This is a genomic window from Andreprevotia chitinilytica DSM 18519, assembly GCF_000711875.1.
GTDB classification, from domain to species: Bacteria; Pseudomonadota; Gammaproteobacteria; order Burkholderiales; family Chitinibacteraceae; genus Andreprevotia; species Andreprevotia chitinilytica.
On record NZ_KL543994.1, the window covers coordinates 1 to 20,803 of the forward strand.

The 20,803-nt window shown below is 56.3% G+C and carries 36 protein-coding genes; 31 read left to right on the forward strand and 5 right to left on the reverse strand.

The genetic code is table 11. The annotated features are described in order from the left end of the window. From tuf to rplQ, 30 genes are all read left to right on the forward strand, one after another. On the forward strand, nucleotides 1-1,191 hold the full coding sequence (gene tuf / locus BR41_RS22035) for an elongation factor Tu (protein ID WP_035059896.1): 1,191 nt from the start codon (nucleotides 1-3) through the stop codon (nucleotides 1,189-1,191). A gap of 89 nt (nucleotides 1,192-1,280) precedes the next feature. Further along, nucleotides 1,281-1,592: a 30S ribosomal protein S10 gene (gene rpsJ, locus BR41_RS22040; RefSeq protein ID WP_035061732.1), complete on the forward strand. Its 312-nt coding sequence runs from the start codon at nucleotides 1,281-1,283 to the stop codon at nucleotides 1,590-1,592. A gap of 255 nt (nucleotides 1,593-1,847) precedes the next feature. Continuing rightward, nucleotides 1,848-2,492, forward strand: coding sequence for a 50S ribosomal protein L3 (rplC, locus tag BR41_RS22045; protein ID WP_035061735.1), 645 nt, complete (start codon nucleotides 1,848-1,850; stop codon nucleotides 2,490-2,492). After that, on the forward strand, nucleotides 2,492-3,112 hold the full coding sequence (gene rplD / locus BR41_RS22050; RefSeq protein WP_035061737.1) for a 50S ribosomal protein L4: 621 nt from the start codon (nucleotides 2,492-2,494) through the stop codon (nucleotides 3,110-3,112). Before rplC ends, rplD begins: the two co-directional genes overlap by 1 nt. Continuing rightward, a complete protein-coding gene (rplW, locus tag BR41_RS22055; RefSeq protein ID WP_035061739.1) occupies nucleotides 3,109-3,414 on the forward strand; it encodes a 50S ribosomal protein L23 in 306 nt (101 codons plus the stop codon). The genes rplD and rplW overlap by 4 nt, the downstream gene beginning before the upstream one ends. 12 nt (nucleotides 3,415-3,426) lie before the next feature. Further along, on the forward strand, nucleotides 3,427-4,260 hold the full coding sequence (gene rplB / locus BR41_RS22060; RefSeq protein ID WP_035061742.1) for a 50S ribosomal protein L2: 834 nt from the start codon (nucleotides 3,427-3,429) through the stop codon (nucleotides 4,258-4,260). A 6-nt stretch (nucleotides 4,261-4,266) separates the two neighbouring features. Beyond that, nucleotides 4,267-4,542 carry a 30S ribosomal protein S19 gene (rpsS, locus tag BR41_RS22065; protein WP_035061744.1) on the forward strand — a complete coding sequence of 92 codons (276 nt, stop codon included), beginning with the start codon at nucleotides 4,267-4,269 and terminating at the stop codon, nucleotides 4,540-4,542. 9 nt (nucleotides 4,543-4,551) lie between these two features. Then, entirely contained in the window at nucleotides 4,552-4,881 is a 330-nt protein-coding gene (gene rplV, locus BR41_RS22070; protein ID WP_035061746.1) for a 50S ribosomal protein L22, read from the forward strand. Nucleotides 4,882-4,890: 9 nt separating this feature from the next. Continuing rightward, nucleotides 4,891-5,595: a 30S ribosomal protein S3 gene (rpsC, locus tag BR41_RS22075; protein ID WP_035061748.1), complete on the forward strand. Its 705-nt coding sequence runs from the start codon at nucleotides 4,891-4,893 to the stop codon at nucleotides 5,593-5,595. Beyond that, the gene (gene rplP, locus BR41_RS22080) at nucleotides 5,579-5,995 is read left to right on the forward strand and encodes a 50S ribosomal protein L16 (RefSeq protein WP_035061749.1); all 417 of its coding nucleotides are present in this window, start codon (nucleotides 5,579-5,581) and stop codon (nucleotides 5,993-5,995) included. Before rpsC ends, rplP begins: the two co-directional genes overlap by 17 nt. Then, nucleotides 5,995-6,183 carry a 50S ribosomal protein L29 gene (gene rpmC / locus BR41_RS22085; RefSeq protein WP_035061750.1) on the forward strand — a complete coding sequence of 63 codons (189 nt, stop codon included), beginning with the start codon at nucleotides 5,995-5,997 and terminating at the stop codon, nucleotides 6,181-6,183. The genes rplP and rpmC overlap by 1 nt, the downstream gene beginning before the upstream one ends. Before the next feature lie 2 nt (nucleotides 6,184-6,185). Further along, on the forward strand, nucleotides 6,186-6,449 hold the full coding sequence (gene rpsQ / locus BR41_RS22090; RefSeq protein ID WP_035061751.1) for a 30S ribosomal protein S17: 264 nt from the start codon (nucleotides 6,186-6,188) through the stop codon (nucleotides 6,447-6,449). A 191-nt stretch (nucleotides 6,450-6,640) separates the two neighbouring features. After that, entirely contained in the window at nucleotides 6,641-7,009 is a 369-nt protein-coding gene (rplN, locus tag BR41_RS22100) for a 50S ribosomal protein L14 (protein WP_035061755.1), read from the forward strand. Nucleotides 7,010-7,019: 10 nt separating this feature from the next. Further along, nucleotides 7,020-7,340 (forward strand): 50S ribosomal protein L24, encoded by a 321-nt coding sequence (gene rplX, locus BR41_RS22105; RefSeq protein WP_035061757.1) that lies wholly within the window; start codon nucleotides 7,020-7,022, stop codon nucleotides 7,338-7,340. Nucleotides 7,341-7,350: 10 nt separating this feature from the next. Then, the gene (gene rplE, locus BR41_RS22110) at nucleotides 7,351-7,890 is read left to right on the forward strand and encodes a 50S ribosomal protein L5 (RefSeq protein WP_035061759.1); all 540 of its coding nucleotides are present in this window, start codon (nucleotides 7,351-7,353) and stop codon (nucleotides 7,888-7,890) included. A 7-nt stretch (nucleotides 7,891-7,897) separates the two neighbouring features. Then, nucleotides 7,898-8,203 (forward strand): 30S ribosomal protein S14, encoded by a 306-nt coding sequence (gene rpsN, locus BR41_RS22115; protein WP_035061760.1) that lies wholly within the window; start codon nucleotides 7,898-7,900, stop codon nucleotides 8,201-8,203. 15 nt (nucleotides 8,204-8,218) lie between these two features. Then, nucleotides 8,219-8,611 carry a 30S ribosomal protein S8 gene (gene rpsH / locus BR41_RS22120; protein ID WP_035061761.1) on the forward strand — a complete coding sequence of 131 codons (393 nt, stop codon included), beginning with the start codon at nucleotides 8,219-8,221 and terminating at the stop codon, nucleotides 8,609-8,611. 12 nt (nucleotides 8,612-8,623) lie between these two features. Beyond that, entirely contained in the window at nucleotides 8,624-9,157 is a 534-nt protein-coding gene (rplF, locus tag BR41_RS22125; protein WP_035061763.1) for a 50S ribosomal protein L6, read from the forward strand. Nucleotides 9,158-9,170: 13 nt separating this feature from the next. Continuing rightward, a complete protein-coding gene (gene rplR, locus BR41_RS22130; protein WP_035061765.1) occupies nucleotides 9,171-9,524 on the forward strand; it encodes a 50S ribosomal protein L18 in 354 nt (117 codons plus the stop codon). Between the two features lie 19 nt (nucleotides 9,525-9,543). Next, nucleotides 9,544-10,056 (forward strand): 30S ribosomal protein S5, encoded by a 513-nt coding sequence (gene rpsE / locus BR41_RS22135; RefSeq protein WP_035061767.1) that lies wholly within the window; start codon nucleotides 9,544-9,546, stop codon nucleotides 10,054-10,056. Then, nucleotides 10,056-10,241: a 50S ribosomal protein L30 gene (gene rpmD / locus BR41_RS22140; RefSeq protein WP_035061769.1), complete on the forward strand. Its 186-nt coding sequence runs from the start codon at nucleotides 10,056-10,058 to the stop codon at nucleotides 10,239-10,241. The genes rpsE and rpmD overlap by 1 nt, the downstream gene beginning before the upstream one ends. A 1-nt stretch (nucleotide 10,242) precedes the next feature. After that, complete coding sequence (rplO, locus tag BR41_RS22145; protein WP_035061771.1) at nucleotides 10,243-10,683, forward strand: 50S ribosomal protein L15; 441 nt, start codon at nucleotides 10,243-10,245, stop codon at nucleotides 10,681-10,683. 26 nt (nucleotides 10,684-10,709) lie between these two features. Further along, the gene (secY, locus tag BR41_RS22150) at nucleotides 10,710-12,014 is read left to right on the forward strand and encodes a preprotein translocase subunit SecY (protein WP_035061772.1); all 1,305 of its coding nucleotides are present in this window, start codon (nucleotides 10,710-10,712) and stop codon (nucleotides 12,012-12,014) included. Nucleotides 12,015-12,030: 16 nt separating this feature from the next. Beyond that, nucleotides 12,031-12,249 (forward strand): translation initiation factor IF-1, encoded by a 219-nt coding sequence (infA, locus tag BR41_RS22155; protein ID WP_035061773.1) that lies wholly within the window; start codon nucleotides 12,031-12,033, stop codon nucleotides 12,247-12,249. A 37-nt stretch (nucleotides 12,250-12,286) separates the two neighbouring features. Continuing rightward, the gene (gene rpmJ, locus BR41_RS22160; RefSeq protein ID WP_018748524.1) at nucleotides 12,287-12,400 is read left to right on the forward strand and encodes a 50S ribosomal protein L36; all 114 of its coding nucleotides are present in this window, start codon (nucleotides 12,287-12,289) and stop codon (nucleotides 12,398-12,400) included. Between the two features lie 61 nt (nucleotides 12,401-12,461). After that, entirely contained in the window at nucleotides 12,462-12,824 is a 363-nt protein-coding gene (gene rpsM, locus BR41_RS22165) for a 30S ribosomal protein S13 (RefSeq protein WP_035061777.1), read from the forward strand. A gap of 30 nt (nucleotides 12,825-12,854) precedes the next feature. Beyond that, nucleotides 12,855-13,247 carry a 30S ribosomal protein S11 gene (gene rpsK, locus BR41_RS22170; RefSeq protein WP_018748522.1) on the forward strand — a complete coding sequence of 131 codons (393 nt, stop codon included), beginning with the start codon at nucleotides 12,855-12,857 and terminating at the stop codon, nucleotides 13,245-13,247. A 14-nt stretch (nucleotides 13,248-13,261) separates the two neighbouring features. Beyond that, a complete protein-coding gene (rpsD, locus tag BR41_RS22175) occupies nucleotides 13,262-13,888 on the forward strand; it encodes a 30S ribosomal protein S4 (protein ID WP_035061780.1) in 627 nt (208 codons plus the stop codon). A 39-nt stretch (nucleotides 13,889-13,927) separates the two neighbouring features. Continuing rightward, nucleotides 13,928-14,911, forward strand: a complete 984-nt coding sequence (locus tag BR41_RS22180) for a DNA-directed RNA polymerase subunit alpha (RefSeq protein ID WP_035061782.1) — start codon at nucleotides 13,928-13,930, stop codon at nucleotides 14,909-14,911. A 25-nt stretch (nucleotides 14,912-14,936) separates the two neighbouring features. Next, nucleotides 14,937-15,323 (forward strand): 50S ribosomal protein L17, encoded by a 387-nt coding sequence (gene rplQ, locus BR41_RS22185; RefSeq protein ID WP_035061784.1) that lies wholly within the window; start codon nucleotides 14,937-14,939, stop codon nucleotides 15,321-15,323. A gap of 43 nt (nucleotides 15,324-15,366) precedes the next feature. Here the strand turns inward: rplQ and BR41_RS23875 are convergent, their stop codons facing one another. Beyond that, the gene (locus BR41_RS23875) at nucleotides 15,367-16,299 is read right to left on the reverse strand and encodes an HDOD domain-containing protein (RefSeq protein ID WP_169741355.1); all 933 of its coding nucleotides are present in this window, start codon (nucleotides 16,297-16,299) and stop codon (nucleotides 15,367-15,369) included. A gap of 265 nt (nucleotides 16,300-16,564) precedes the next feature. Between BR41_RS23875 and BR41_RS22195 the strand changes: the two genes are divergently transcribed. After that, on the forward strand, nucleotides 16,565-17,386 hold the full coding sequence (locus BR41_RS22195) for a symmetrical bis(5'-nucleosyl)-tetraphosphatase (RefSeq protein ID WP_035061785.1): 822 nt from the start codon (nucleotides 16,565-16,567) through the stop codon (nucleotides 17,384-17,386). Here the strand turns inward: BR41_RS22195 and BR41_RS22200 are convergent. The 4 genes from BR41_RS22200 to BR41_RS22215 all read right to left on the reverse strand — a co-directional run bounded on the left by BR41_RS22200 (nucleotide 17,383) and on the right by BR41_RS22215 (nucleotide 20,801). After that, a complete protein-coding gene (locus BR41_RS22200; protein ID WP_169741356.1) occupies nucleotides 17,383-18,084 on the reverse strand; it encodes a lysophospholipid acyltransferase family protein in 702 nt (233 codons plus the stop codon). The genes BR41_RS22195 and BR41_RS22200 overlap by 4 nt on opposite strands. A gap of 202 nt (nucleotides 18,085-18,286) precedes the next feature. Continuing rightward, nucleotides 18,287-19,039 (reverse strand): GNAT family N-acetyltransferase, encoded by a 753-nt coding sequence (locus BR41_RS22205; protein WP_035061787.1) that lies wholly within the window; start codon nucleotides 19,037-19,039, stop codon nucleotides 18,287-18,289. A 237-nt stretch (nucleotides 19,040-19,276) separates the two neighbouring features. After that, entirely contained in the window at nucleotides 19,277-20,017 is a 741-nt protein-coding gene (locus BR41_RS22210) for a flagellar motor protein (RefSeq protein WP_035061789.1), read from the reverse strand. 40 nt (nucleotides 20,018-20,057) lie between these two features. Continuing rightward, on the reverse strand, nucleotides 20,058-20,801 hold the full coding sequence (locus BR41_RS22215) for an RNA polymerase sigma factor FliA (RefSeq protein WP_035061792.1): 744 nt from the start codon (nucleotides 20,799-20,801) through the stop codon (nucleotides 20,058-20,060). Between the last annotated feature and the right edge of the window lie 2 nt (nucleotides 20,802-20,803).

Here is a 20,803-nt window from a genome sequence, read left to right on the forward strand (position 1 = left end):
ATGGCTAAGGGTAAGTTTGAACGTACGAAGCCGCACGTGAACGTGGGCACGATTGGTCACGTTGACCACGGCAAGACCACGCTGACCGCAGCGATCACCACCATTCTGTCGAAGAAGTTCGGTGGCGAAGCGAAGGGTTACGACCAGATCGATAGCGCGCCGGAAGAAAAGGCGCGCGGTATTACCATTAACACCGCTCACGTTGAATACGAAACCGATGCGCGCCACTATGCGCACGTCGACTGCCCGGGTCACGCTGACTATGTGAAGAACATGATCACTGGCGCGGCGCAGATGGACGGTGCTGTGTTGGTTGTGTCGGCCGCTGACGGCCCGATGCCGCAAACGCGCGAGCACATCCTGTTGTCCCGCCAGGTTGGCGTGCCATACATCATCGTCTTCATGAACAAGGCTGACTTGGTGGATGACGCTGAGTTGCTGGAACTGGTCGAAATGGAAGTGCGCGAGCTGCTCTCCAAGTACGACTTTCCAGGTGACGATACCCCGATCATTACTGGTTCTGCCCGTCTGGCTCTCGAAGGTGATCAGTCCGAATACGGCGAGCCGGCGATCTTCCGTCTGGCGGACGCACTGGATTCCTACATCCCGACGCCGGAACGTGCCATCGATGGCGCCTTCCTGATGCCGGTGGAGGACGTGTTCTCCATCTCGGGTCGCGGTACTGTGGTGACCGGTCGTGTTGAGCGCGGCATCGTCAAGGTTGGTGAAGAAATCGAAATCGTCGGTATCGTGCCGACGGTCAAGACCACCTGCACGGGTGTGGAAATGTTCCGCAAGCTGCTCGACCAAGGTCAGGCTGGCGACAACATTGGCGCGCTGCTGCGCGGTACCAAGCGTGAAGATGTTCAGCGCGGTCAAGTTCTGGCCAAGCCGGGCTCGATCACCCCGCACACCAAGTTCTCGGGTTCGGTGTACGTGTTGTCCAAGGAAGAGGGTGGTCGTCATACGCCGTTCTTCAATGGCTACCGTCCGCAGTTCTACTTCCGTACCACCGACGTGACCGGTGCGGTTGAATTGCCGGCTGGTACTGAAATGGTGATGCCAGGCGACAACGTGGAAGTGGTGGTGTCGCTGATTGCTCCGATCGCGATGGAGCAAGGTCTGCGTTTCGCGATTCGTGAAGGCGGTCGTACCGTCGGCGCGGGTGTCGTGGCTAAGATCATCGAGTAATACTGATATGGGCGAGCCGCAAGGCTCGCCTTCTGTTCTTTCATGATGTTTCGGCAGTGATCTAACTGCCTCGCTCTTTGGGAAAAACCATGGCAAACCAAAAAATCCGTATCCGCTTGAAGGCATTCGACTACGCGCTGATCGATCGTTCGGCTCAAGAAATCGTTGATACCGCTAAGCGTACCGGTGCAGTCGTCAAGGGTCCGGTGCCGTTGCCGACTAAAATCGAACGTTTTGACGTGCTGCGTTCGCCGCACGTAAACAAGACTTCGCGTGATCAGTTCGAAATCCGTACCCATCTGCGTTTGATGGATATTGTTGATCCGACTGACAAGACCGTTGATGCGCTGATGAAGCTGGATCTGCCGGCTGGTGTTGACGTCGAAATCAAGCTTCAGTAATCGGCGGGGAGTTTGTGTGCGCGGTTGTCTTGGTGCGCAGTACCCGGTCGCTGTTGATTGCTTCTCCGGTTTGAATGAGCCGTGGAGTAGAAGTTAAAAAGATAGGCCGCGAGTGCGCTAAGTGCTTGCGGCAAAAGAAAAAGCTGTGCTAGTATCGCGGGCTTACCACTTTCGGGTGGTAAGCCCTTTTGTTTTTCATTTAATTAGTCAGTTATTAGCCGATCAATCGCAATCGGCCCTGAAAAGGAAATAACTATGAGCTTAGGTCTTGTCGGTCGCAAAGTCGGCATGACTCGCGTCTTTGCCGAAGATGGTGCATCCATCCCGGTAACGGTGCTGGACATGTCCGCAAATCGCGTCACGCAAATCAAGTCCGTGGAAACCGACGGCTATGCTGCCGTTCAGGTAACTTTCGGCGCCAAGAAGGCCAATCGCGTCAACAAGGCGGAAGCCGGTCACTTTGCCAAGGCAGGTGTCGAAGCAGGTCTGGGGCTCGTTGAGTTCCGTGTCTCTGCTGAGAAGCTTGCTGATCTGAAGGCTGGTGATGCGCTGTCCGTGGAGTTGTTCGCAGCTGGTCAATTGGTTGATGTTTCCGGTACCACTCAGGGTAAGGGTTTCTCTGGTGTTATCAAGCGTCACCATTTCAGTTCCAACCGTGCTTCGCACGGTAACTCCCGTTCGCACAATACGCCAGGTTCTATCGGTCAGGCGCAGGATCCGGGTCGTATTTTCCCGGGTAAGCGCATGGCGGGTCAGCTCGGTAACGTCAAGTCTACCGTGCAGAACCTCGAAGTGGTTCGCATCGATGTTGAGCGCCAGCTTCTGCTGGTCAAGGGTGCGGTTCCGGGCTCCAAGGGCAATGACGTTGTCGTTCGTCCGAGTGTGAAGGCAGGTGCATGATGGAACTGAAAGTCATCAATGCTAGCGGTGAGGCGCAAGCCGCCGTCGCCGCGTCCGATGCCCTGTTTGCGCGTGAATTCAATGAGGCGCTGGTCCACCAGGTGGTCACCGCTTACTTTGCAAATGCGCGCAGCGGCAATCGTGCTCAAAAAGATCGTACGGATGTCAAGCACACCACCAAGAAACCGTGGCGTCAAAAGGGTACGGGCCGCGCTCGTGCCGGTATGACGTCCTCGCCGTTGTGGCGTGGTGGTGGTAAGACGTTCCCGAACAGCCCGGATGAGAACTTCAGCCAAAAGGTTAACCGCAAGATGTACCGTGCCGGTATCGCGACCATTCTGTCGCAACTGGTGCGTGAAGATCGTCTGATCGTGGTTGACTCGTTCGCGCTCGAAGCGCCGAAGACCAAGGTCTTGGTGCAAAAGCTCGGCTCGCTGAATCTCGATTCCGTTCTGATCATCACCAAGGAACTGGACGAGAACCTGTACCTTGCGTCGCGCAATCTGCATGACGTTCTGGTGCTTGAGCCGTCGCAAGCTGATCCGGTGAGCCTGGTCCGCTTCAAGAAGGTCGTGCTGACCCGCGAAGCGCTGGCTGCTTTCGAGGAGCTCTTCGCATGACGCAATTCACTGAAAACCGTTTGCTTCAGGTGTTGCGTGGTCCGGTTGTATCCGAAAAGACCACCTTCGTTGCTGAAAAGAACGAACAAATCGTGTTCCGCGTTTCCACTGACGCTACCAAGGCCGAAATCAAGGCTGCGGTTGAGCTGCTCTTCAAGGTGCAGGTCGAGTCGGTGACCGTGTTGAACGTTAAGGGTAAATCCAAGCGTTTCGGCCGTTTCAACGGTCAGCGCAAGGACTGGAAAAAGGCGTACGTTAGCCTGGCTCCTGGCCAAGAAATCGATGTTGCGGCTGCGCAATAAGGAGACTGAGAAATGGCATTGGTTAAAGTAAAACCGACGTCCGCTGGTCGCCGCGCTGTCGTCAAGGTCGTCAATCCGGATCTGCACAAGGGTGCGCCGTACGCGCCGTTGCTTGAGCCGCAATCGAAGACCGCTGGTCGTAACAATCGCGGTGTGATCACGACTCGTCATATGGGTGGTGGGCATAAGCAGCACTATCGTGTGATCGATTTCAAGCGCAACAAGGATGGCATCGTTGCCAAAGTTGAGCGTCTGGAATATGACCCGAACCGTACCGCGAACATCGCGTTGCTGTGCTACGCCGATGGCGAGCGTCGCTACATCATCGCCCCGAAGGGCCTGAAGGCCGGTATGACCGTTGTCTCGGGTTCTGATGCGCCGATCAAGGTGGGTTCCGCGATGCCGATCCGTAATATTCCGGTCGGTTCCACTATCCACTGCGTCGAGCTGCAACCGGGTAAGGGTGCGCAAATCGCTCGCTCCGCTGGTGCTGGTGTGCAATTGCTGGCTCGTGAAGGTGCTTACGCCCAGTTGCGTCTGCGCTCTGGCGAAATCCGCAAGGTGCATATCGACTGCCGCGCTACGCTGGGTGAAGTCGGTAACGAAGAGCATAGCCTGCGCTCCTACGGCAAAGCCGGTGCGAAGCGTTGGTTGGGTATTCGTCCGACGGTTCGTGGTGTCGCGATGAACCCGGTCGATCACCCGCACGGCGGTGGTGAAGGTAAGACTGGTGAAGGTCGCGTTCCGGTTAGTCCATGGGGCCAACCGACCAAGGGCTATCGTACCCGCAACAACAAGCGTACTGACGGCATGATCGTTCGTCGTCGTTATGCGACTAAGGGGTAATTGAACATGGCACGTTCTGTTAAGAAGGGTCCTTTCGTCGACCTGCACCTTATCAAGAAGATTGAGACTGCCCGTGCATCGAACGACAAGCGCCCGATTAAAACTTGGTCGCGTCGTTCCACCGTTTTGCCAGATTTCGTCGGTTTGACGATCGCTGTGCACAACGGTAAGCAGCACGTTCCGGTCTACGTGAACGAAAACATGGTTGGCCACAAGTTGGGTGAGTTTGCGCTCACCCGGACTTTCAAAGGCCATGCCGCCGACAAAAAAGCCAAGCGATAAGGTGAAGACATGCAAGTATCCGCTGTACTGAGCAATGCTCGTCTCTCCGCCCAAAAAGCTCGGCTGGTCGCTGACCTTGTCCGTGGCAAACCGGTGGAACAAGCGCTGAACATCCTCGCCTTCAGCCCGAAAAAGGGTGCTGTCCTGATTAAGAAGGTGCTGGAATCGGCAATCGCCAACGCGGAGCACAATGAGGGTGCCGATATCGACTCCCTCAAAGTCGCGACGATTTATGTGGATAAGGGTCCGTCCCTCAAGCGTTTTACTGCTCGTGCCAAGGGCCGCGGTAACAAGATTGAGAAGCAGACCTGCCACATCACGCTGACTGTTGGCGACTAAGGAGCGATTATGGGTCAGAAAATTCATCCGACGGGTTTTCGTCTCGCCGTCACCAAGAACTGGGCCTCGCGCTGGTACGCCAACAGCAAGAACTTCTCCGAGATGCTCACCGCTGATATCGAAGTGCGTGAGTTCCTGAAGAAAAAGCTGGCAAACGCTGCGGTTAGCCGCATCGTGATCGAGCGCCCGGCCAAGAATGCCAAGATCACCATCCAGACCGCGCGTCCAGGTGTTGTTATCGGCAAGAAAGGCGAGGATATCGAGCTGCTCAAGAAAGAGCTGCAAAACATCCTCAAGGTGCCGGTGCACGTTAACATCGAAGAAGTCCGTAAGCCGGAAATCGATGCGCAGATCATCGCCGATAGCATCTCGTCGCAGCTGGAAAAGCGCGTGATGTTCCGTCGTGCCATGAAGCGCGCGATGCAAAACGCCATGCGTCTCGGTGCTCAGGGCATCAAGATCATGTCGTCTGGCCGTCTGAACGGCATTGAAATCGCACGTACCGAATGGTATCGCGAAGGTCGTGTGCCGCTTCACACGTTGCGTGCCGATATCGACTACGCAACGTCCGAAGCCAAGACGACCTACGGCATCATCGGGATCAAGGTTTGGGTTTATAAGGGCGAAATGAAGCCAGGCGAAAAGGCTGCAGAGCCGGCGCCGGAAACCCAGAAGAAACCAAGAAAGGGGCCTCGCAATGCTGCAGCCAACTAGACTCAAGTTCCGTAAGGTCCAAAAGGGCCGTAACACCGGTATCGCCACTCGTGGCAATTCCGTTGCGTTCGGTACCTGGGGCCTGAAGGCCACCAGCCGCGGCCGTCTGACTGCACGTCAGATCGAAGCTGCCCGTCGTGCCATCACCCGTTACATCAAGCGTGGCGGTCGCGTGTGGATCCGTGTTTTCCCGGATAAACCGATCTCGACCAAGCCGGCCGAAGTGCGGATGGGTAATGGTAAGGGTAGCCCGGAGTACTGGGTTGCTGAAATCCAGCCGGGCAAGGTTCTCTATGAACTCGACGGCGTGGACGAAGTGATTGCACGTGAGGCGTTCCGCCTGGCTTCGGCCAAGCTGCCGTTCGCGGTTTCCTTCGTTACTCGCCAAGTGGGGCAATGATGAAAGCTGCTGAACTGCGTCAAAAGTCCGTCGAAGAGCTCAAGGGCGAATTGACGGCGCTTCTCCGCGCTCAGTTTGGCCTGCGCATGCAACATGCGACTGGTCAGCTGGCGAAGACGAGCGAAATCAACCGGGTGCGCAAGGAAATTGCGCGTGTTCGTACCATTCTGGCTGACAAGGCGGCGTAATCATGAGCGAATCCAAATCGAAGCGTTCTTTGACCGGCCGCGTCGTCAGCGACAAGATGGATAAAACCGTCACTGTCCTGGTCGAGCACTTGGTCAAGCACCCGCTGTACGGCAAAGTTGTTCGCCGTTCCAAGAAATACCACGCTCACGATGAGACAAATCAGTATCACGAAGGTGATCTGGTTTCGATCGAAGAGGGGCGTCCGCTGTCAAAGACCAAGTCTTGGTATGTGACGGCACTGCTGGAAAAGGCTCGCGTGGTCTGATCTTTGATCTGATGCATGCTTGCGCGGGCATTGTACTCTGTGTACAATGCCCGCTTTTCTATCTTCGGCGTAACACTGCCGTTGTTCCTTCCCTTACGGGATCCAAAACTGACCGCATCCTGGCTCGGTTTAGCCGAGCACCTCGGCTTTGTCGGGATTAATGTGCGGTATAAGTTGGAGGTTGTTTTTAAATGATCCAAATGCAATCCATGCTGGAGGTTGCAGACAATACCGGTGCGCGTCACGTGATGTGCATCAAGGTGTTGGGCGGCTCCAAGCGTCGCTACGCTTCAGTTGGCGACATCATCAAGGTGACCATCAAAGATGCCGCCCCGCGTGGTCGTGTCAAGAAGGGTGACGTCTACAGCGCCGTCGTCGTTCGCACCGCCAAGGGCGTTCGTCGTGCCGACGGTTCGCTGATCAAGTTCGACGGCAATGCCGCCGTTCTCCTTAACAACAAGCTTGAGCCGATCGGTACCCGTATCTTCGGGCCGGTGACGCGTGAGCTGCGCACCGAGCGATTCATGAAGATCGTTTCGCTTGCGCCGGAAGTGTTGTAAGGAGATCGGAATGAACAAGATTCGCAAGGGCGATGAAGTCATCGTCATTACCGGCAAGGACAAGGGCAAGCGCGGCACCGTCGTGCGTATGCTGCCGACCGAAGACAAGCTGGTTGTTGAAGGCGTGCACGTGGTCAAAAAGCATCAAAAGCCTAACCCGCTGCGCGGTGTTCAAGGTGGCATCGTCGAGCTGACGCTGCCGGTGCACGTGTCCAACGTTGCAATTTTCAACCCGGCGACCGGCAAGGCTGATCGCGTTGGCTTCAAGCTGCTCGATGACGGCAAGAAAGTCCGCGTGTTCAAGTCCAGCGGCGAAGTCGTTGGCAGCTAAGGGGTAAAACATGGCTCGTCTGCAAGATATTTACAAAGAGCAAGTTGTACCGAAGCTGATTGAACAGTTCGGCTACAAGTCGGTCATGGAAGTGCCGCGCATCGAAAAGATCACCCTGAACATGGGTGTGGGTGAAGCGGTTGCTGACAAGAAAGTGATGGAACATGCTGTGGGCGATCTGGAAAAGATCACCGGCCAGAAAGTGGTTGTGACCAAGGCGAAGAAATCCATTGCTGGCTTCAAGATTCGTGATGACTATCCGATTGGTTGCAAGGTGACTCTGCGCCGTGACCGGATGTACGAATTCTTTGATCGCCTGGTTTCGGTTGCGCTGCCGCGCGTCCGTGACTTCCGTGGTGTGTCTGCCAAGTCCTTCGACGGTCGTGGCAACTTCAACATGGGTGTCAAGGAACAGATCATCTTCCCGGAAATCGAGTACGACAAGATCGATGCTCTGCGCGGGATGAACATCACCATTACGACGACCGCGAAGACAGACGAAGAGGCTCGCGCCCTTCTCGCCGCGTTCAAGTTCCCGTTCAAGAATTGAGGCGATCATGGCAAAACTTGCACTGATTAAACGTGAAGAGAAGCGTCGCGCCGTCGTCGAAAAGTTCGCAGCTAAGCGCCAGGCGCTGCTTGCAACTGCCAACGACGTCAACGCGAGTGAAGAAGACCGCTTTCAGGCCCGCCTGAAGCTGCAATCGCTGCCGCGTAACAGCGCGCCGACCCGCCTGCACAACCGTTGCTCGTTGACCGGTCGTCCGCGTGGTGTGTACAGCAAATTCGGCCTTGGCCGCAACAAGCTCCGCGAGCTCGCCATGAAGGGTGAAATCCCCGGCATGGTGAAGGCCAGCTGGTAATAGGAGAGTAGAAACATGGCAATGCATGATCCTATCGCCGATATGCTGACCCGCATCCGTAACGCCCAGCGTGCGGACAAGGTACAAGTCGCGATGCCGTCTTCGAAATTGAAGATTGCGATCGCCAAGGTACTGCAGGATGAAGGTTATATCGAATCGTTTGTCGCTTCTGGCGACGTGAAGCCGGTGCTGACCATCGAGCTCAAGTACTATGCTGGCCGTCCGGTCATCGAGCGTATTGAGCGCGTGTCCAAGCCGGGTCTGCGCATCTACAAGGGTGCGAACGACATTCCGCAAGTGATGAATGGTCTTGGTGTGGCGATTCTGTCCACGTCCAAGGGTGTGATGACCGATCGCAAAGCGCGTGCCAATGGTGTTGGTGGCGAGCTGCTTTGCTTCGTAGCTTGATGAGGTGAACTAATGTCTCGCGTAGCTAAAAATCCGGTAGCCATTCCGTCTGGTGTCGAAGTTAAAGTCGATGCCGCTGCAATCGTCGTCAAGGGCCCGAACGGTTCGCTCACGCAGCCGCTGACCGGTTCGGTCGAAGTTAAGGTAGAAAACAACGCAGTTGTGTTTGCGGCCAAGAATGGCGATCGTTTCGCACGTTCGATGTCCGGCACCCTGCGTGCACTGGTCAACAATATGGTGACCGGCGTTTCCAAGGGTTTTGAGCGCAAATTGAACCTGGTTGGCGTGGGCTATCGTGCTCAGGCTCAAGGTGATGCGCTGAACCTGACGCTCGGCTTCTCCCATCCGGTTGTGCACAAGATGCCGGCCGGTGTGAAAGTTGAGACCCCGACCCAGACTGAAATCGTCCTCAAGGGCGCCGACAAGCAAGTTCTTGGTCAAGTCGCTGCTGAAATTCGTGCTTATCGCTCGCCGGAACCCTATAAGGGCAAGGGCGTTCGTTACTCGGATGAAGTCGTGGTTCTGAAAGAAACCAAGAAGAAGTAATCGAGGCTGAATCATGGACAAGAAAGAAACCCGAGCCCGCCGCGCACGTAAAACCCGTGCAAAGATTGCGGAGCTCAAGGTGGTGCGCCTTTCGGTGCATCGGACCAACGGCAACATCTACGCCCAAGTCATTGATGCGACTGGCGGCAAGGTGCTTGCAGCTGCTTCCAGCCTCGAGGCTGAAGTACGCGGTCAAATCAAAAATGGCGGCAACGTTGAAGCTGCAACCCTCGTGGGCAAGCGCATCGCTGAAAAGGCGAAGGCTGCTGGTGTCGAGCAAGTTGCATTCGATCGTTCCGGTTTCCACTATCACGGTCGCGTTAAGGCGCTTGCCGACGCGGCTCGTGAAGGCGGCCTCGTCTTCTAATTGAGCTTGGAGTTACAACATGGCTAAGAACGAAGTAGAAGATCGCGGGGACGGCCTTCGCGAGAAGATGGTTGGCGTTAACCGCGTCACCAAAGTCGTCAAGGGCGGTCGCATTATGGGCTTTGCCGCACTGACCGTGGTCGGTGATGGCGACGGTGCAGTCGGCATGGGCAAGGGCAAGGCGAAAGAAGTGCCGGTAGCGGTGCAGAAAGCGCTGGAAGAAGCTCGCAAGAAGATGTTCAAGGCGTCGCTGAAGAATGGCACCGTTCCGCATAGCGTGATCGGTAAGCACGGCGCGACGACAGTCTTCATGCAGCCTGCTCCTGAAGGTACCGGCATTATCGCTGGCGGCCCGATGCGCGCTGTGTTCGAAGTGGCTGGTGTACACAACATCACCGCAAAGATTCACGGTTCGACCAATCCGTACAACGTGGTTCGCGCCACGCTGGACGGCCTTGCCAAACTGCATACCGCTGGCGATATCGCGGCCAAGCGCGGCAAGAGCGTCGAAGAACTCTTCGGAGGTGAATAATGGTTGATGCCAAGAAGATCAAGGTCACGCTCGTGAAGAGCCTGATCGGCCGTCTGGAAAGCCACAAGGCATGCGCCCGTGGCCTCGGCCTCAAGAAACTGAACCACTCAGCTGAAGTGATCGATACCCCGGAAAACCGGGGCATGATCAACAAGATCAGCTATCTGCTGAAGGTGGAGGGCTAATATGTCTCTCGTACTGAATAACCTGAAGCCGGCCGAGGGCGCTACCCACGCGAAAAAGCGTGTTGGTCGCGGTATCGGTTCCGGTCTGGGTAAAACCGCAGGTCGCGGCCACAAGGGTCAAAAATCCCGTGCTGGTGGCTTCCACAAGGTTGGTTTCGAAGGCGGTCAAATGCCGCTGCATCGTCGCCTGCCGAAGCGTGGTTTCGTGTCGCTGTCTCGCGGCAAGTCGGCTGAAGTAACGCTGTCGGCATTGGACAAGCTTCCGGTTAACGAGGTCGATTTTCTCGTTCTGCTGCAAGCGGGTCTCGTTTCCCAGCATGCTGACCAAGCTAAGGTCATCCTGTCCGGCAAGATCGAACGCGCTGTTACCTTGAAGGGCATTGCTGCCTCGAAGGGTGCTCGCGCTGCGATCGAAGCGGCGGGTGGCAGTATCGTCGACTAACCTAGCCTTTTGAGGAATACGGCAACGTGGCTAATCCCGCACTGGCTTCCGCAGGTAGCAAGTTTGCAGATCTGAAGAAACGGGTCTGGTTCTTGGTGGGTGCGCTGATCGTTTATCGAATCGGCGCGCACATCCCGGTGCCGGGTATCAACCCGGCAGAACTGGCAAAGTTGTTTGAATCGCAGCAAACCGGCCTGCTGAACATGTTCAACATGTTCTCAGGTGGCGCGCTGTCTCGTTTCACTGTTTTTGCTATCGGGATCATGCCGTACATTTCGGCATCGATCATTCTTCAACTTGCAGCTGAGGTTTTTCCGACGCTCAAGCAATTGAAGAAAGAGGGTGATGCCGGCCGTCGCAAGATCACGCAGTACACGCGTTATGCAACGGTGGCATTGGCTAGTGCGCAAAGCTTCGGCATTGCGACCATGTTGCTGAAGCAGCCGGGCCTTGTGGTGTTGCCGCAAGTCCAGTTCCTGTTCTTGGCCATCGTCACGCTTGTTACGGGTACGATGTTCCTGATGTGGCTGGGCGAGCAGATTACAGAGCGAGGTCTTGGTAACGGGATCTCGATCTTGATCTGTGGCGGTATTGCGGCGGGTGTGCCGTCAGCAATTGGCAAAACGCTTACCTTGGCAAACCAGGGTGCGTTGCCGATCTTGCTGGTGTTGTTCCTGTTCGTTGGTGTGGTGCTGCTAACCGCTGCGGTGGTCTTTGTTGAACGCGGCCAGCGAAAGGTGCCTGTGCATTATGCCAAGCGCCAAGTTGGTAACCGCATTCAGCAGGCGCAAAGCACGCACCTTCCACTCAAGCTCAACATGGCTGGTGTGATTCCGCCGATTTTTGCTTCGTCGATCATTCTGTTTCCGGCTACCGTGCTGTCTTGGACTGGTAATAGCGAGCGGTTCTCGTGGCTTAAAGGCATTGGCGACAAGCTCCATCCTGGGCAGCCGTTGTATGTGCTCTTGTATGCGGCGGCGATTATCTTCTTTTGTTACTTCTATACCGCGTTGGTCTTCAACCCGAAGGAAACCGCGGACAACCTGAAGAAAAGCGGTGCGATGATCCCGGGCTATCGTCCGGGTGAGCATACGGCGCGCTACATCGAAAAGCTCATTCTGAAGCTGACGTTGATTGGCGCTGTATATATCACCACGATTTGCTTGATTCCAGAGTTCTTGATCCTGAAGTGGAACGTTCCGTTCTATTTCGGCGGCACTTCACTGCTGATTTTGGTAGTGGTGACGATGGACTTCATGGCGCAGATGCAATCGTACGTGTTGTCGCACCAGTACGAGAGTCTGCTGAAAAAAGCCAATTTCAAAGGCTGAGCATAAGTAGGCTGTCATGGCGAAAGAAGACGTCATCCAGATGCAAGGCGAGGTGCTCGAAACGCTGCCGAATGCAACGTTTCGAGTGAAACTCGAAAACGGGCATGTGATTCTTGGTCATATCTCCGGCAAGATGCGGATGCATTACATCCGCATTCTTCCCGGTGACAAGGTCACCGTAGAACTGACTCCCTACGATCTGACCAAGGCTCGCATCGTATTCCGGGCGAAATAAGCCGCTCGGGATTTCATTTTGACTGAAAGGAAAGACGATGAGAGTTCAAGCATCGGTCAAGAAAATCTGCCGCAACTGCAAAATCATCCGCCGCAACCGTGTTGTGCGCGTGATCTGCACCGACCCGCGGCATAAGCAACGCCAAGGCTGATTGAATAAATCGGCAACTAGCGTTATACTCGAAAACTTTTTTGAACCTGGGGTAAAGAAGTATGGCCCGTATTGCTGGGGTTAACATTCCCAATCACCAGCATGCTGTGATCGGCCTTCAGGCAATTTACGGCATCGGCCGCACTCGCGCTTACGCGATCTGCGAAGCCACCGCCGTTGCGCCTACCAAGAAGGTCAAGGATCTCAGCGAAGCTGAACTCGACAAGTTGCGTGAAGAAATCGGTAAGTTCACCGTTGAAGGCGACCTGCGTCGCGAAATTACGATGAGCATCAAGCGTCTGATGGACCTTGGTTGCTATCGTGGCTTCCGCCATCGCAAGGGTCTGCCAGTTCGCGGCCAACGCACGCGTACCAATGCTCGTACCCGTAAGGGTCCGCGCAAGCCTATTGCCGGCAAGAAATAAGCCGGCAGCGTAATTAAAGGATTTAGTTAAATGGCTAAAGCAAACACAGTGCGTGTACGGAAGAAAGTCAAAAAGAGCGTGTCGGAAGGCATCGTGCATGTGCACGCGTCTTTCAATAACACGATCATTACCATCACCGATCGCCAAGGCAATGCACTTTCTTGGGCTACCTCGGGCGGTGCTGGTTTTAAGGGCTCTCGGAAAAGTACACCCTTTGCGGCACAGGTTGCTGCAGAGCACGCTGGTAAAGTTGCCCAAGAATATGGTGTGAAGAACCTTGAAGTTCGTATCAAGGGCCCTGGTCCGGGTCGCGAATCCGCGGTGCGTGCATTGAACGCGCTCGGCTTCAAGATCACCAGCATTTCGGATGTGACGCCTGTGCCGCATAACGGCTGCCGTCCGCCGAAAAAGCGTCGTATCTAATCCCGGAGTAAGTCATGGCTCGTTATATTGGACCCAAGTGCAAACTCGCACGCCGCGAAGGTACAGACCTTTTCCTGAAGAGCGCTCGTCGCTCGCTCGATAGCAAGTGCAAGCTGGAACAAGCCCCAGGCCAGCATGGCGCTAACGGTAAACAACCGCGTCTTTCCGACTACGGTGTTCACCTGCGTGAGAAGCAAAAGATCCGTCGTATCTACGGCGTGCTGGAACGTCAGTTCCGCCGTTATTTTGAAGAAGCCAGCCGCCGTAAAGGCTCCACTGGCGAAAACCTGCTGAAGCTGCTCGAATCCCGCCTCGATAACGTTGTTTATCGTATGGGTTTTGGTTCGACACGTGCTGAAGCACGCCAACTGGTAAGCCACAAGGCAATCGTCGTGAATGGCCAAGTCGTCAATATCGCGTCCTTCCAAGTGAAGGCCGGTGACGTCGTGTCCGTGCGCGAAAAAGCCCAAAAGCAAGCTCGCGTGGTAGAAGCTCTGTCGCTGACCGAAGGCATCGGATTTCCGGGCTGGGTGCAGGTTGACAGCAAGAAGATGGAAGGCGTGTTCAAGAGCGCGCCGGAGCGTTCCGACCTGTCCAGCGATCTGAATGAATCGCTGGTGGTGGAATTCTATTCCAAGTAATCGCTGACAACCGCTCAGGCCCAAGGGATCACTGAATATATGCAAAACCTCGCTAATGAGTTGCTCAAGCCGCGCATCATCGACGTGCAGGCTCAATCTGCTGCCCAAGCACGGGTAGTGATGGAGCCGTTCGAGCGCGGTTACGGCCATACGCTCGGTAACGCCTTGCGCCGCATCCTGCTGTCTTCGATGCCGGGCTTTGCCCCGACCGAAGTCAAGATCGACGGTGTCGTTCACGAATACTCCGCGCTTGATGGCGTGCAGGAAGACGTGGTCGATATCCTGCTGAACCTGAAGGGTGTGGTGCTCAAGCTGCACGGTCGTGAGGCCGTGACGCTGACGCTGGTAAAAGATGGTGAAGGCGTAGTTAAAGCCGGCGACATCCAATTGCCACATGATGTGGAAGTGGTCAATCCGGAACACGTGATTGCTCACCTTTCCGCTGGTGGCAAGTTGAACGTGGAAATCAAGGTCGAAAAAGGCCGTGGTTACCAGCCGGCGCCAGTTCGTCTGTCCAACGACGAAAATCGCACCATCGGCACCATCCAGCTGGATGCGTCGTTCAGCCCGATCCGTCGCGTTAGCTACGCGGTCGAAAGCGCCCGTGTTGAACAGCGTACCGATCTGGATCGCCTGATCCTCGATATCGAAACGAACGGCGTGCTGACGCCAGAAGATGCCGTGCGCCAAGCCGCTCGCATTCTGATGGATCAGCTCGTGGTGTTCGCCGATCTCGAAGGCACTCCAGTCGAGGAAGAGAAACCGCAAGCGCCGCAGATCGATCCGATCCTGCTGCGTCCGGTGGACGACCTCGAACTGACCGTGCGTTCGGCGAACTGCCTCAAGGCCGAAAACATCTACTACATCGGGGATCTGATCCAGCGCACCGAGACTGAACTCTTGAAGGCACCGAATCTGGGCCGCAAGTCCTTGAATGAAATCAAGGAAGTGCTGGCTTCGAAGGGTCTGTCGCTGGGCATGCGCCTCGAAAACTGGCCGCCGGCTGGCTTGGAAAAGCCCTGAGCGGTCAACGGAAAGGAACTGACAAATGCGTCATGGAAATGGCAATCGTAAACTGAATCGTACGTCGGCTCACCGCCAAGCGCTGTTGCGCAATCTGGCAAATGCGCTGTTGCGTCACGAAGTCATCAAAACCACTTTGCCGAAGGCTAAGGAACTGCGCCGCGTCGCAGAACCGCTGATTACCCTCGGCAAGGCACCGTCGCTGGCTAACCGCCGCCTCGCGTTTAACCGCACCCGCGATCGTGATATCGTGGTCAAGCTGTTCGATGTGCTCGGCCCGCGTTATTCCGCCCGCAATGGTGGTTACCTCCGTATCCTGAAGTGCGGTTTCCGCGCGGGCGACAATGCGCCGATGGCGTTTGTTGAACTCGTTGACCGTCCGGAAGATGCGGAAGTGGTCGCTGCTGAATAAGCAGACGATGACAATAAAAAAGGCCAGCTTATGCTGGCCTTTTTTATGCCTGCAATATTTGTGGTTCAGGTGGTTGTGGTTCGGAGGCGATTACTATTAATGGACGTTGACTGATTGGCGGCAAGCATTGATACCACTGCCAGTGGTGTCCGGTGCGCAATGCACAGTCTCGCACCAACTGGTAGGCCGCATCGACATCGGTATTGAGTAGATCCGCCACAACCTGGTAGTCATCAGGTAGTGCAGGGTTGTCCCAGCCGTGGCCTAAATGGCGCGCGATAGCCGTTGCTGCGGTCACCGTGCGCACTCTGGGCTCGTCAGCGCGGTGCTCGTCCATCAAGTGCATGAGCAGCGTCGGTAATTTCCATTGCTGGGCGATATCCAGTTGAAGATCGATCAGAGGAAAACCGATGACAGCTATTTGTGCATCCCGGCTGCGTAAATCCGGATTCTGGATTTGATTGCGCATGATGGTGACGGCAAGTTGGGGTGCGGAGAGCCATAGCAGCATTTCCGCCAGGCCTGAGAGTAGGGAGGCCGTCTTGGTTTCCAGCGGATCCAGGTCGTGGCGTCGGTCTGCGATAGCTGCGGCAAGCTGGCTTGCGAAATAATTGCGCGCCATGACCCGTCGCAAGCCTTCTCGAGCGGAAGGATGATCAGCCAGTCGTTGCTCTACCGATTCGACACGGGCGAACTCCTTGAAGAATCCGTCGATACCAACCATAAGCAGTACGCGATCCACGGTGCTGACATCGGTGAGTTGACTGGCGTGGCGGTGGTCTTGCAGGAATCGGATCATGCGCTGGGTAAGCAACGCATCATGCTCAATCATGCTGGCAAGATCCCGTAGACCGATTTCGTCGCTGCGGGCGCGCAAACCCTGCATTTGATCCAGCGTATACTGCAGCACCGGCAGGTCGAGCGTGCTCCAGTGGCTGATCCAGGAAGAACGGGTCTGTGGAGCGCTAGTCAGCATCGGGTGGCATCGAGTAATGATTGCTTGCATTGTAGCGGGTGTTAAGCGCTTGTTTCAGCAGATAATTGCTTCGATTTGCTGAAAGGGATGCAATCGGAGTGACCTATATCTCGATATTCGTGCTGTTCGCGGTGTCGGTCCGGGGCGCGCTATTTCTTCTACGGGTTTCTTGCCGCAAGCAAGTCGACGACATCCTCGCCGCATTTCATGATCTGCCCGGCCTGCCTTGGGCGCTCCTTGAATCTTCTACGAATAGGCTATCAGCATGGCACGGTACGCAATCGGCGATATCCAGGGCTGTTATACGGAACTCCAGCTTCTACTGGATCGGATGCAATTTGATCCGCAACGCGACACGCTTTATCTGGTCGGCGATCTCGTTAATCGGGGGCCGGATTCACTTGCGGTATTGCGCTGGGTGATGAGGCAAGGTGCTGCGGTACAAACGGTATTGGGGAATCACGATTTGCATCTGCTGGCCATTGCTGCAGGTGTGAGCAAAGCCAAGCTTGGCGATACGATGGCGACGGTGTTGCAAGCGCCGGATTTGCCGGAAATCGTCGACTGGCTGCGTAGGCAGCCGCTGATGCTGACGCTGTCGGATGCCATCGTCGTGCATGCCGGCATCTGGCCAGGATGGGATGCACGCTTGGCGCAGTCGTTGGCGGATGAGGTGGGATCGGTATTGGCGGGAAATCAGTGGCGATCTTTTCTGGCCGCGATGTATGGCAATCAGCCATTGCAGTGGTCGGATGCACTGCAAGGGGATGATCGTTTGCGTTTTGTGGTGAATGCTGCGACCCGAATGCGTTTTGTCGATACGGCTGGTGCTTTGCAGCTCAAGTACAAAGGTGAACTCGACCGGGCTCCGGCGGGATTATGTCCTTGGTTCGAATGGCCGCAGCGCGTGGCAACGCCGCGTGTTATTTGCGGTCATTGGTCAGCCTTGGGATTGCGCGTGAGCGAGACGTTATGGGCGCTCGATACCGGCTGCATTTGGGGTGGGGCGCTGACCGGGGTCGATCTGGATAGCGGCCGATTGTTTCAGGTGCCGGCGCAGCAGGTGTATCAGGAGTTGGCCGACTAGGGCTTGTGGGTACAGGGCTGCACCTGCACGGCTTGCTCGGGATGCTGCGCTTGCGAATGTGCGTTTAGCGCGACGTGTGCCGCATGAATGCGCGCTTCGACTGCCCGGGTGAGTGTGCGACGGTCATGCTGTTCGCTGGCTACTGGCGATAGGAAGTTGATTTCCACTGTCAGACCGCGATTGCCGAGGATGCGCCACAACGAGTGGCCGATGCTCATATCGTTGACGTAGGCCGCCAGCTCGCAACGCTGCCCTTTGGCATTGCAGTAACGCAAATACACGGGTTGCAGTGTGGTCTGGCCATCTACCGCAGCTTGCAGCAGGGAGGAGCGGAAAGGCAGGATGCCGTTGCCACAGCTGGTGGTGCCTTCCGGGAAGACGGTTAGACAGTCGCCACCTTGCAGGGCGGACAGCATGTCTTGGCCGACTCGTGCGGTATCGCGTTTGCGCTCACGTTCAATGAATAGCGTGCCGGTGCCGATACAGAGCTTGCCCACCACGGGCCAGTGGCGGATTTCCGCTTTGGCAACGAAGCGGGACACCGTCACGGCGTTGAGGACGAAGATATCCATCCATGAGATGTGGTTGGAAATCAACAGGTGATTGGCCGGATACAGACCGGGTGCAACGCCTTGTACGCGAATGCTGATGCCAAGCAGCTTGGTCAGCTGAGCCGACCAGGCGTGAATTCGTGTCACGCGTGCGGCCCGATCCAGCCTGGGGAAAACCCAGGCTACCGTAGCCATCCCGCGCATCACATGCAGCAGAAAACGACAAAGCCGATACAAGCGCAGAACGAAAACTGGCATGGCTGGGGACGGCGATACAATCCAGGGTGAAAAAAGTTCCCCGGAGTTTAGCTGCTCCGCTTTCATCCCGCTATGTCCCTATTGCCATGCGTTAGCGAATGAAATGCCGTGCGTAGCGCTGGTCCATTTTCTGCATCGGCAGCAGAACGAACAGATCAGCAGTATTGAAGTCAGGATCCCATGCTGGCTCGCCGCAAATCATGGCACCTGCGCGCAAGTAGCCCTTGATCAGCGGGGGGACTTCCGCGTCGAGCTTTTGGTTCAGCGCAGCCAGTGGGAGTGGGCAGCGTGGCACCACGCGCCATTCAACCGGGCCGAGGTGATTGTCCACCAGCTTGCGATACAGGCTGGCTGCCAAGTGGCCGCCATCGATCAACGAGACGCTGGCGCAACCGATCAGGTAATGGTGGTTGCGGCGTTGCATGTATTCGGCCAAGCCTGCCCAGAGCAGCGTAATGGTCGCGCCAGTACGGTAGTCCGGGTGGACACAGGAGCGGCCAACTTCGACCAGCTGTGGGCGCAACGCACCCAAGCGAGTCAGATCGAATTCGGTGTCCGAGTAGTAACTACCCAGTTTTTTCGCCTGATCCGGCGGCAGGATACGGTAGGTTCCGACGACTTCGCCGGTTTCATCGTCCTGAACCAGCAGGTGGTCGCAGTATGGGTCGAACAAATCCTGATCGATGCCAGCCTCGCGTGAGGGCAGGCGGGCGCCCATTTCTTCGGCGAATACACGGTAGCGCAGCATTTGCGCCGCGCGGATGTCATCTTGATGTCGCGCCAATGTGACGGACAGCTTGCGTTTGCGGGAATGGGTTGAAGCTGTTTGCAACTGCTCAAGCATGGGTCTCTCTCCTGCGAGTGAGACAAAATTAAGCGGTTGCGATGACGGTGCGATGACCGAAGTGTGAACAGCGTGTGACGGTGTGAGGTGGTCGGCAGGAAACGGGCGAACCGTGCTGGATTGTTGCAAGCTGGTTCGTTGCTTGGGCGCACGGATATTGCACTGATGTTGCCGTGGGGGTGAATGGCTCGCCTGCCTGCGCCATGATCGTGCAGCGCAGGGGCGATCCATGAGCAATCAGAGAATGAACCCGGCCAGCTTGTTCTCGAGCATGCGGGGGTTTTCACCATTCGCGATGGTCACCAGGCCTTCCAGCAACATTTCACGGCGGCGGATTTCGATGCTGATGTGATTGCGTAGCTTGTTCGAGATTGGCAGGAAAATCAGGTTGGCAGAGCCCACGCCGTAGATCGTTGCCACGAAGGCGACGGCGATACCGGCGCCGAGCTTGGAAGGATCGGTCAGGTTCTCCATCACGTGGATCAAGCCCATTACGGCCCCCAGAATGCCGATAGTCGGTGCATAGCCACCGGCTGATTCCCATATCTTGGCCGCGGCTCTGGAGCGGGTTTCAAAGGCATCGATATCCAGCTCCATCGAGCGGCGGATGGTATCCGGTTCGGCCCCGTCGACCAGCATCGCCAAGCCGCGTTTTACATAAGGGTCTTTTTCTCCGCCTAGATAGGCTTCCAGTGACAACAGCCCACCACGACGGGCTTGCTGGCCCCAATTGACGAGTGTTGCAAGAACGCGACGGAAGTCGTGCTTCGGCGGCACGAACACCCATTTGACCATCCTGACCCCGGCGGTGAAGTCGCTGAGCCGGCTTTGCAGCATGACCGCGCCGATGGTGCCGCCCATGACGATCATGAAGGCGGTGAATTGCAGCAACGAGCCGATATGCCCACCTTCCATGTACTGGCCGAGCAGGATAGCCGCGAGGCCAAGGGTGAGGCCGATAACGCTGATTTTGTCCATGAGTTCCCGTGCGGTGAGCGGCGTTGGGCGTCAAGAGCGCCTAGCGGCCGGTCCAATCTTTGAGGCGCGCACGCAGGCGCGCGATGGCTTGGCTGTGGAGTTGCGACACACGCGATTCGGTTACGCCGAGCACTGCGCCGATTTCCTTCAGGTTGAGTTCTTCGTCGTAATACAGCGCCATCAGAATCTTTTCGCGCTCCGGCAATGCGTTGATGCCTTCGATCAATACTTGCCGGAAACCGCTATCGGCGAGTGCTTCAAAAGGGTTGGCCGTGGTGTCGGCAACAAACTGATCGAGCTGGCTATTGCCGTCATCGTCTTCGAAATCGTCGTAGTACAACAGCTGGTGCCCGCGTGCATCGCCGAGCATCTGCTGGTATTCCTCAAGCGGGAGGTCCATGGCCTTGGCGACCTCCCCTTCGGAAGGGGCATGGCCGAGCTGGTGTTCAAGCTTGTGCACACAGGACTCAATCTCGCGCATGTTACGGCGGGTTTGGCGCGGCATCCAGTCGGCATTGCGCAACTCATCCAGCATGGCACCGCGAATACGCTGTGTGGCGAAGGTCTCGAACTGCACGCCAGCGTTCGGATCGAAATTGCGCGCGGCCTCCATCAGCCCCATCAGCCCGACCTGGATCAGGTCGTCGACTTCGACGCTGGATGGCAACCGGGCCACCATGTGGTAGGCGATCTTCTTCACCAGCGGCGCGTAGAGCTGCACGCGATCCTGATCATGATCACTTTGCGTCTGACGATAGAGTTTGAGGGCGCGTTGGGTCGGCATGG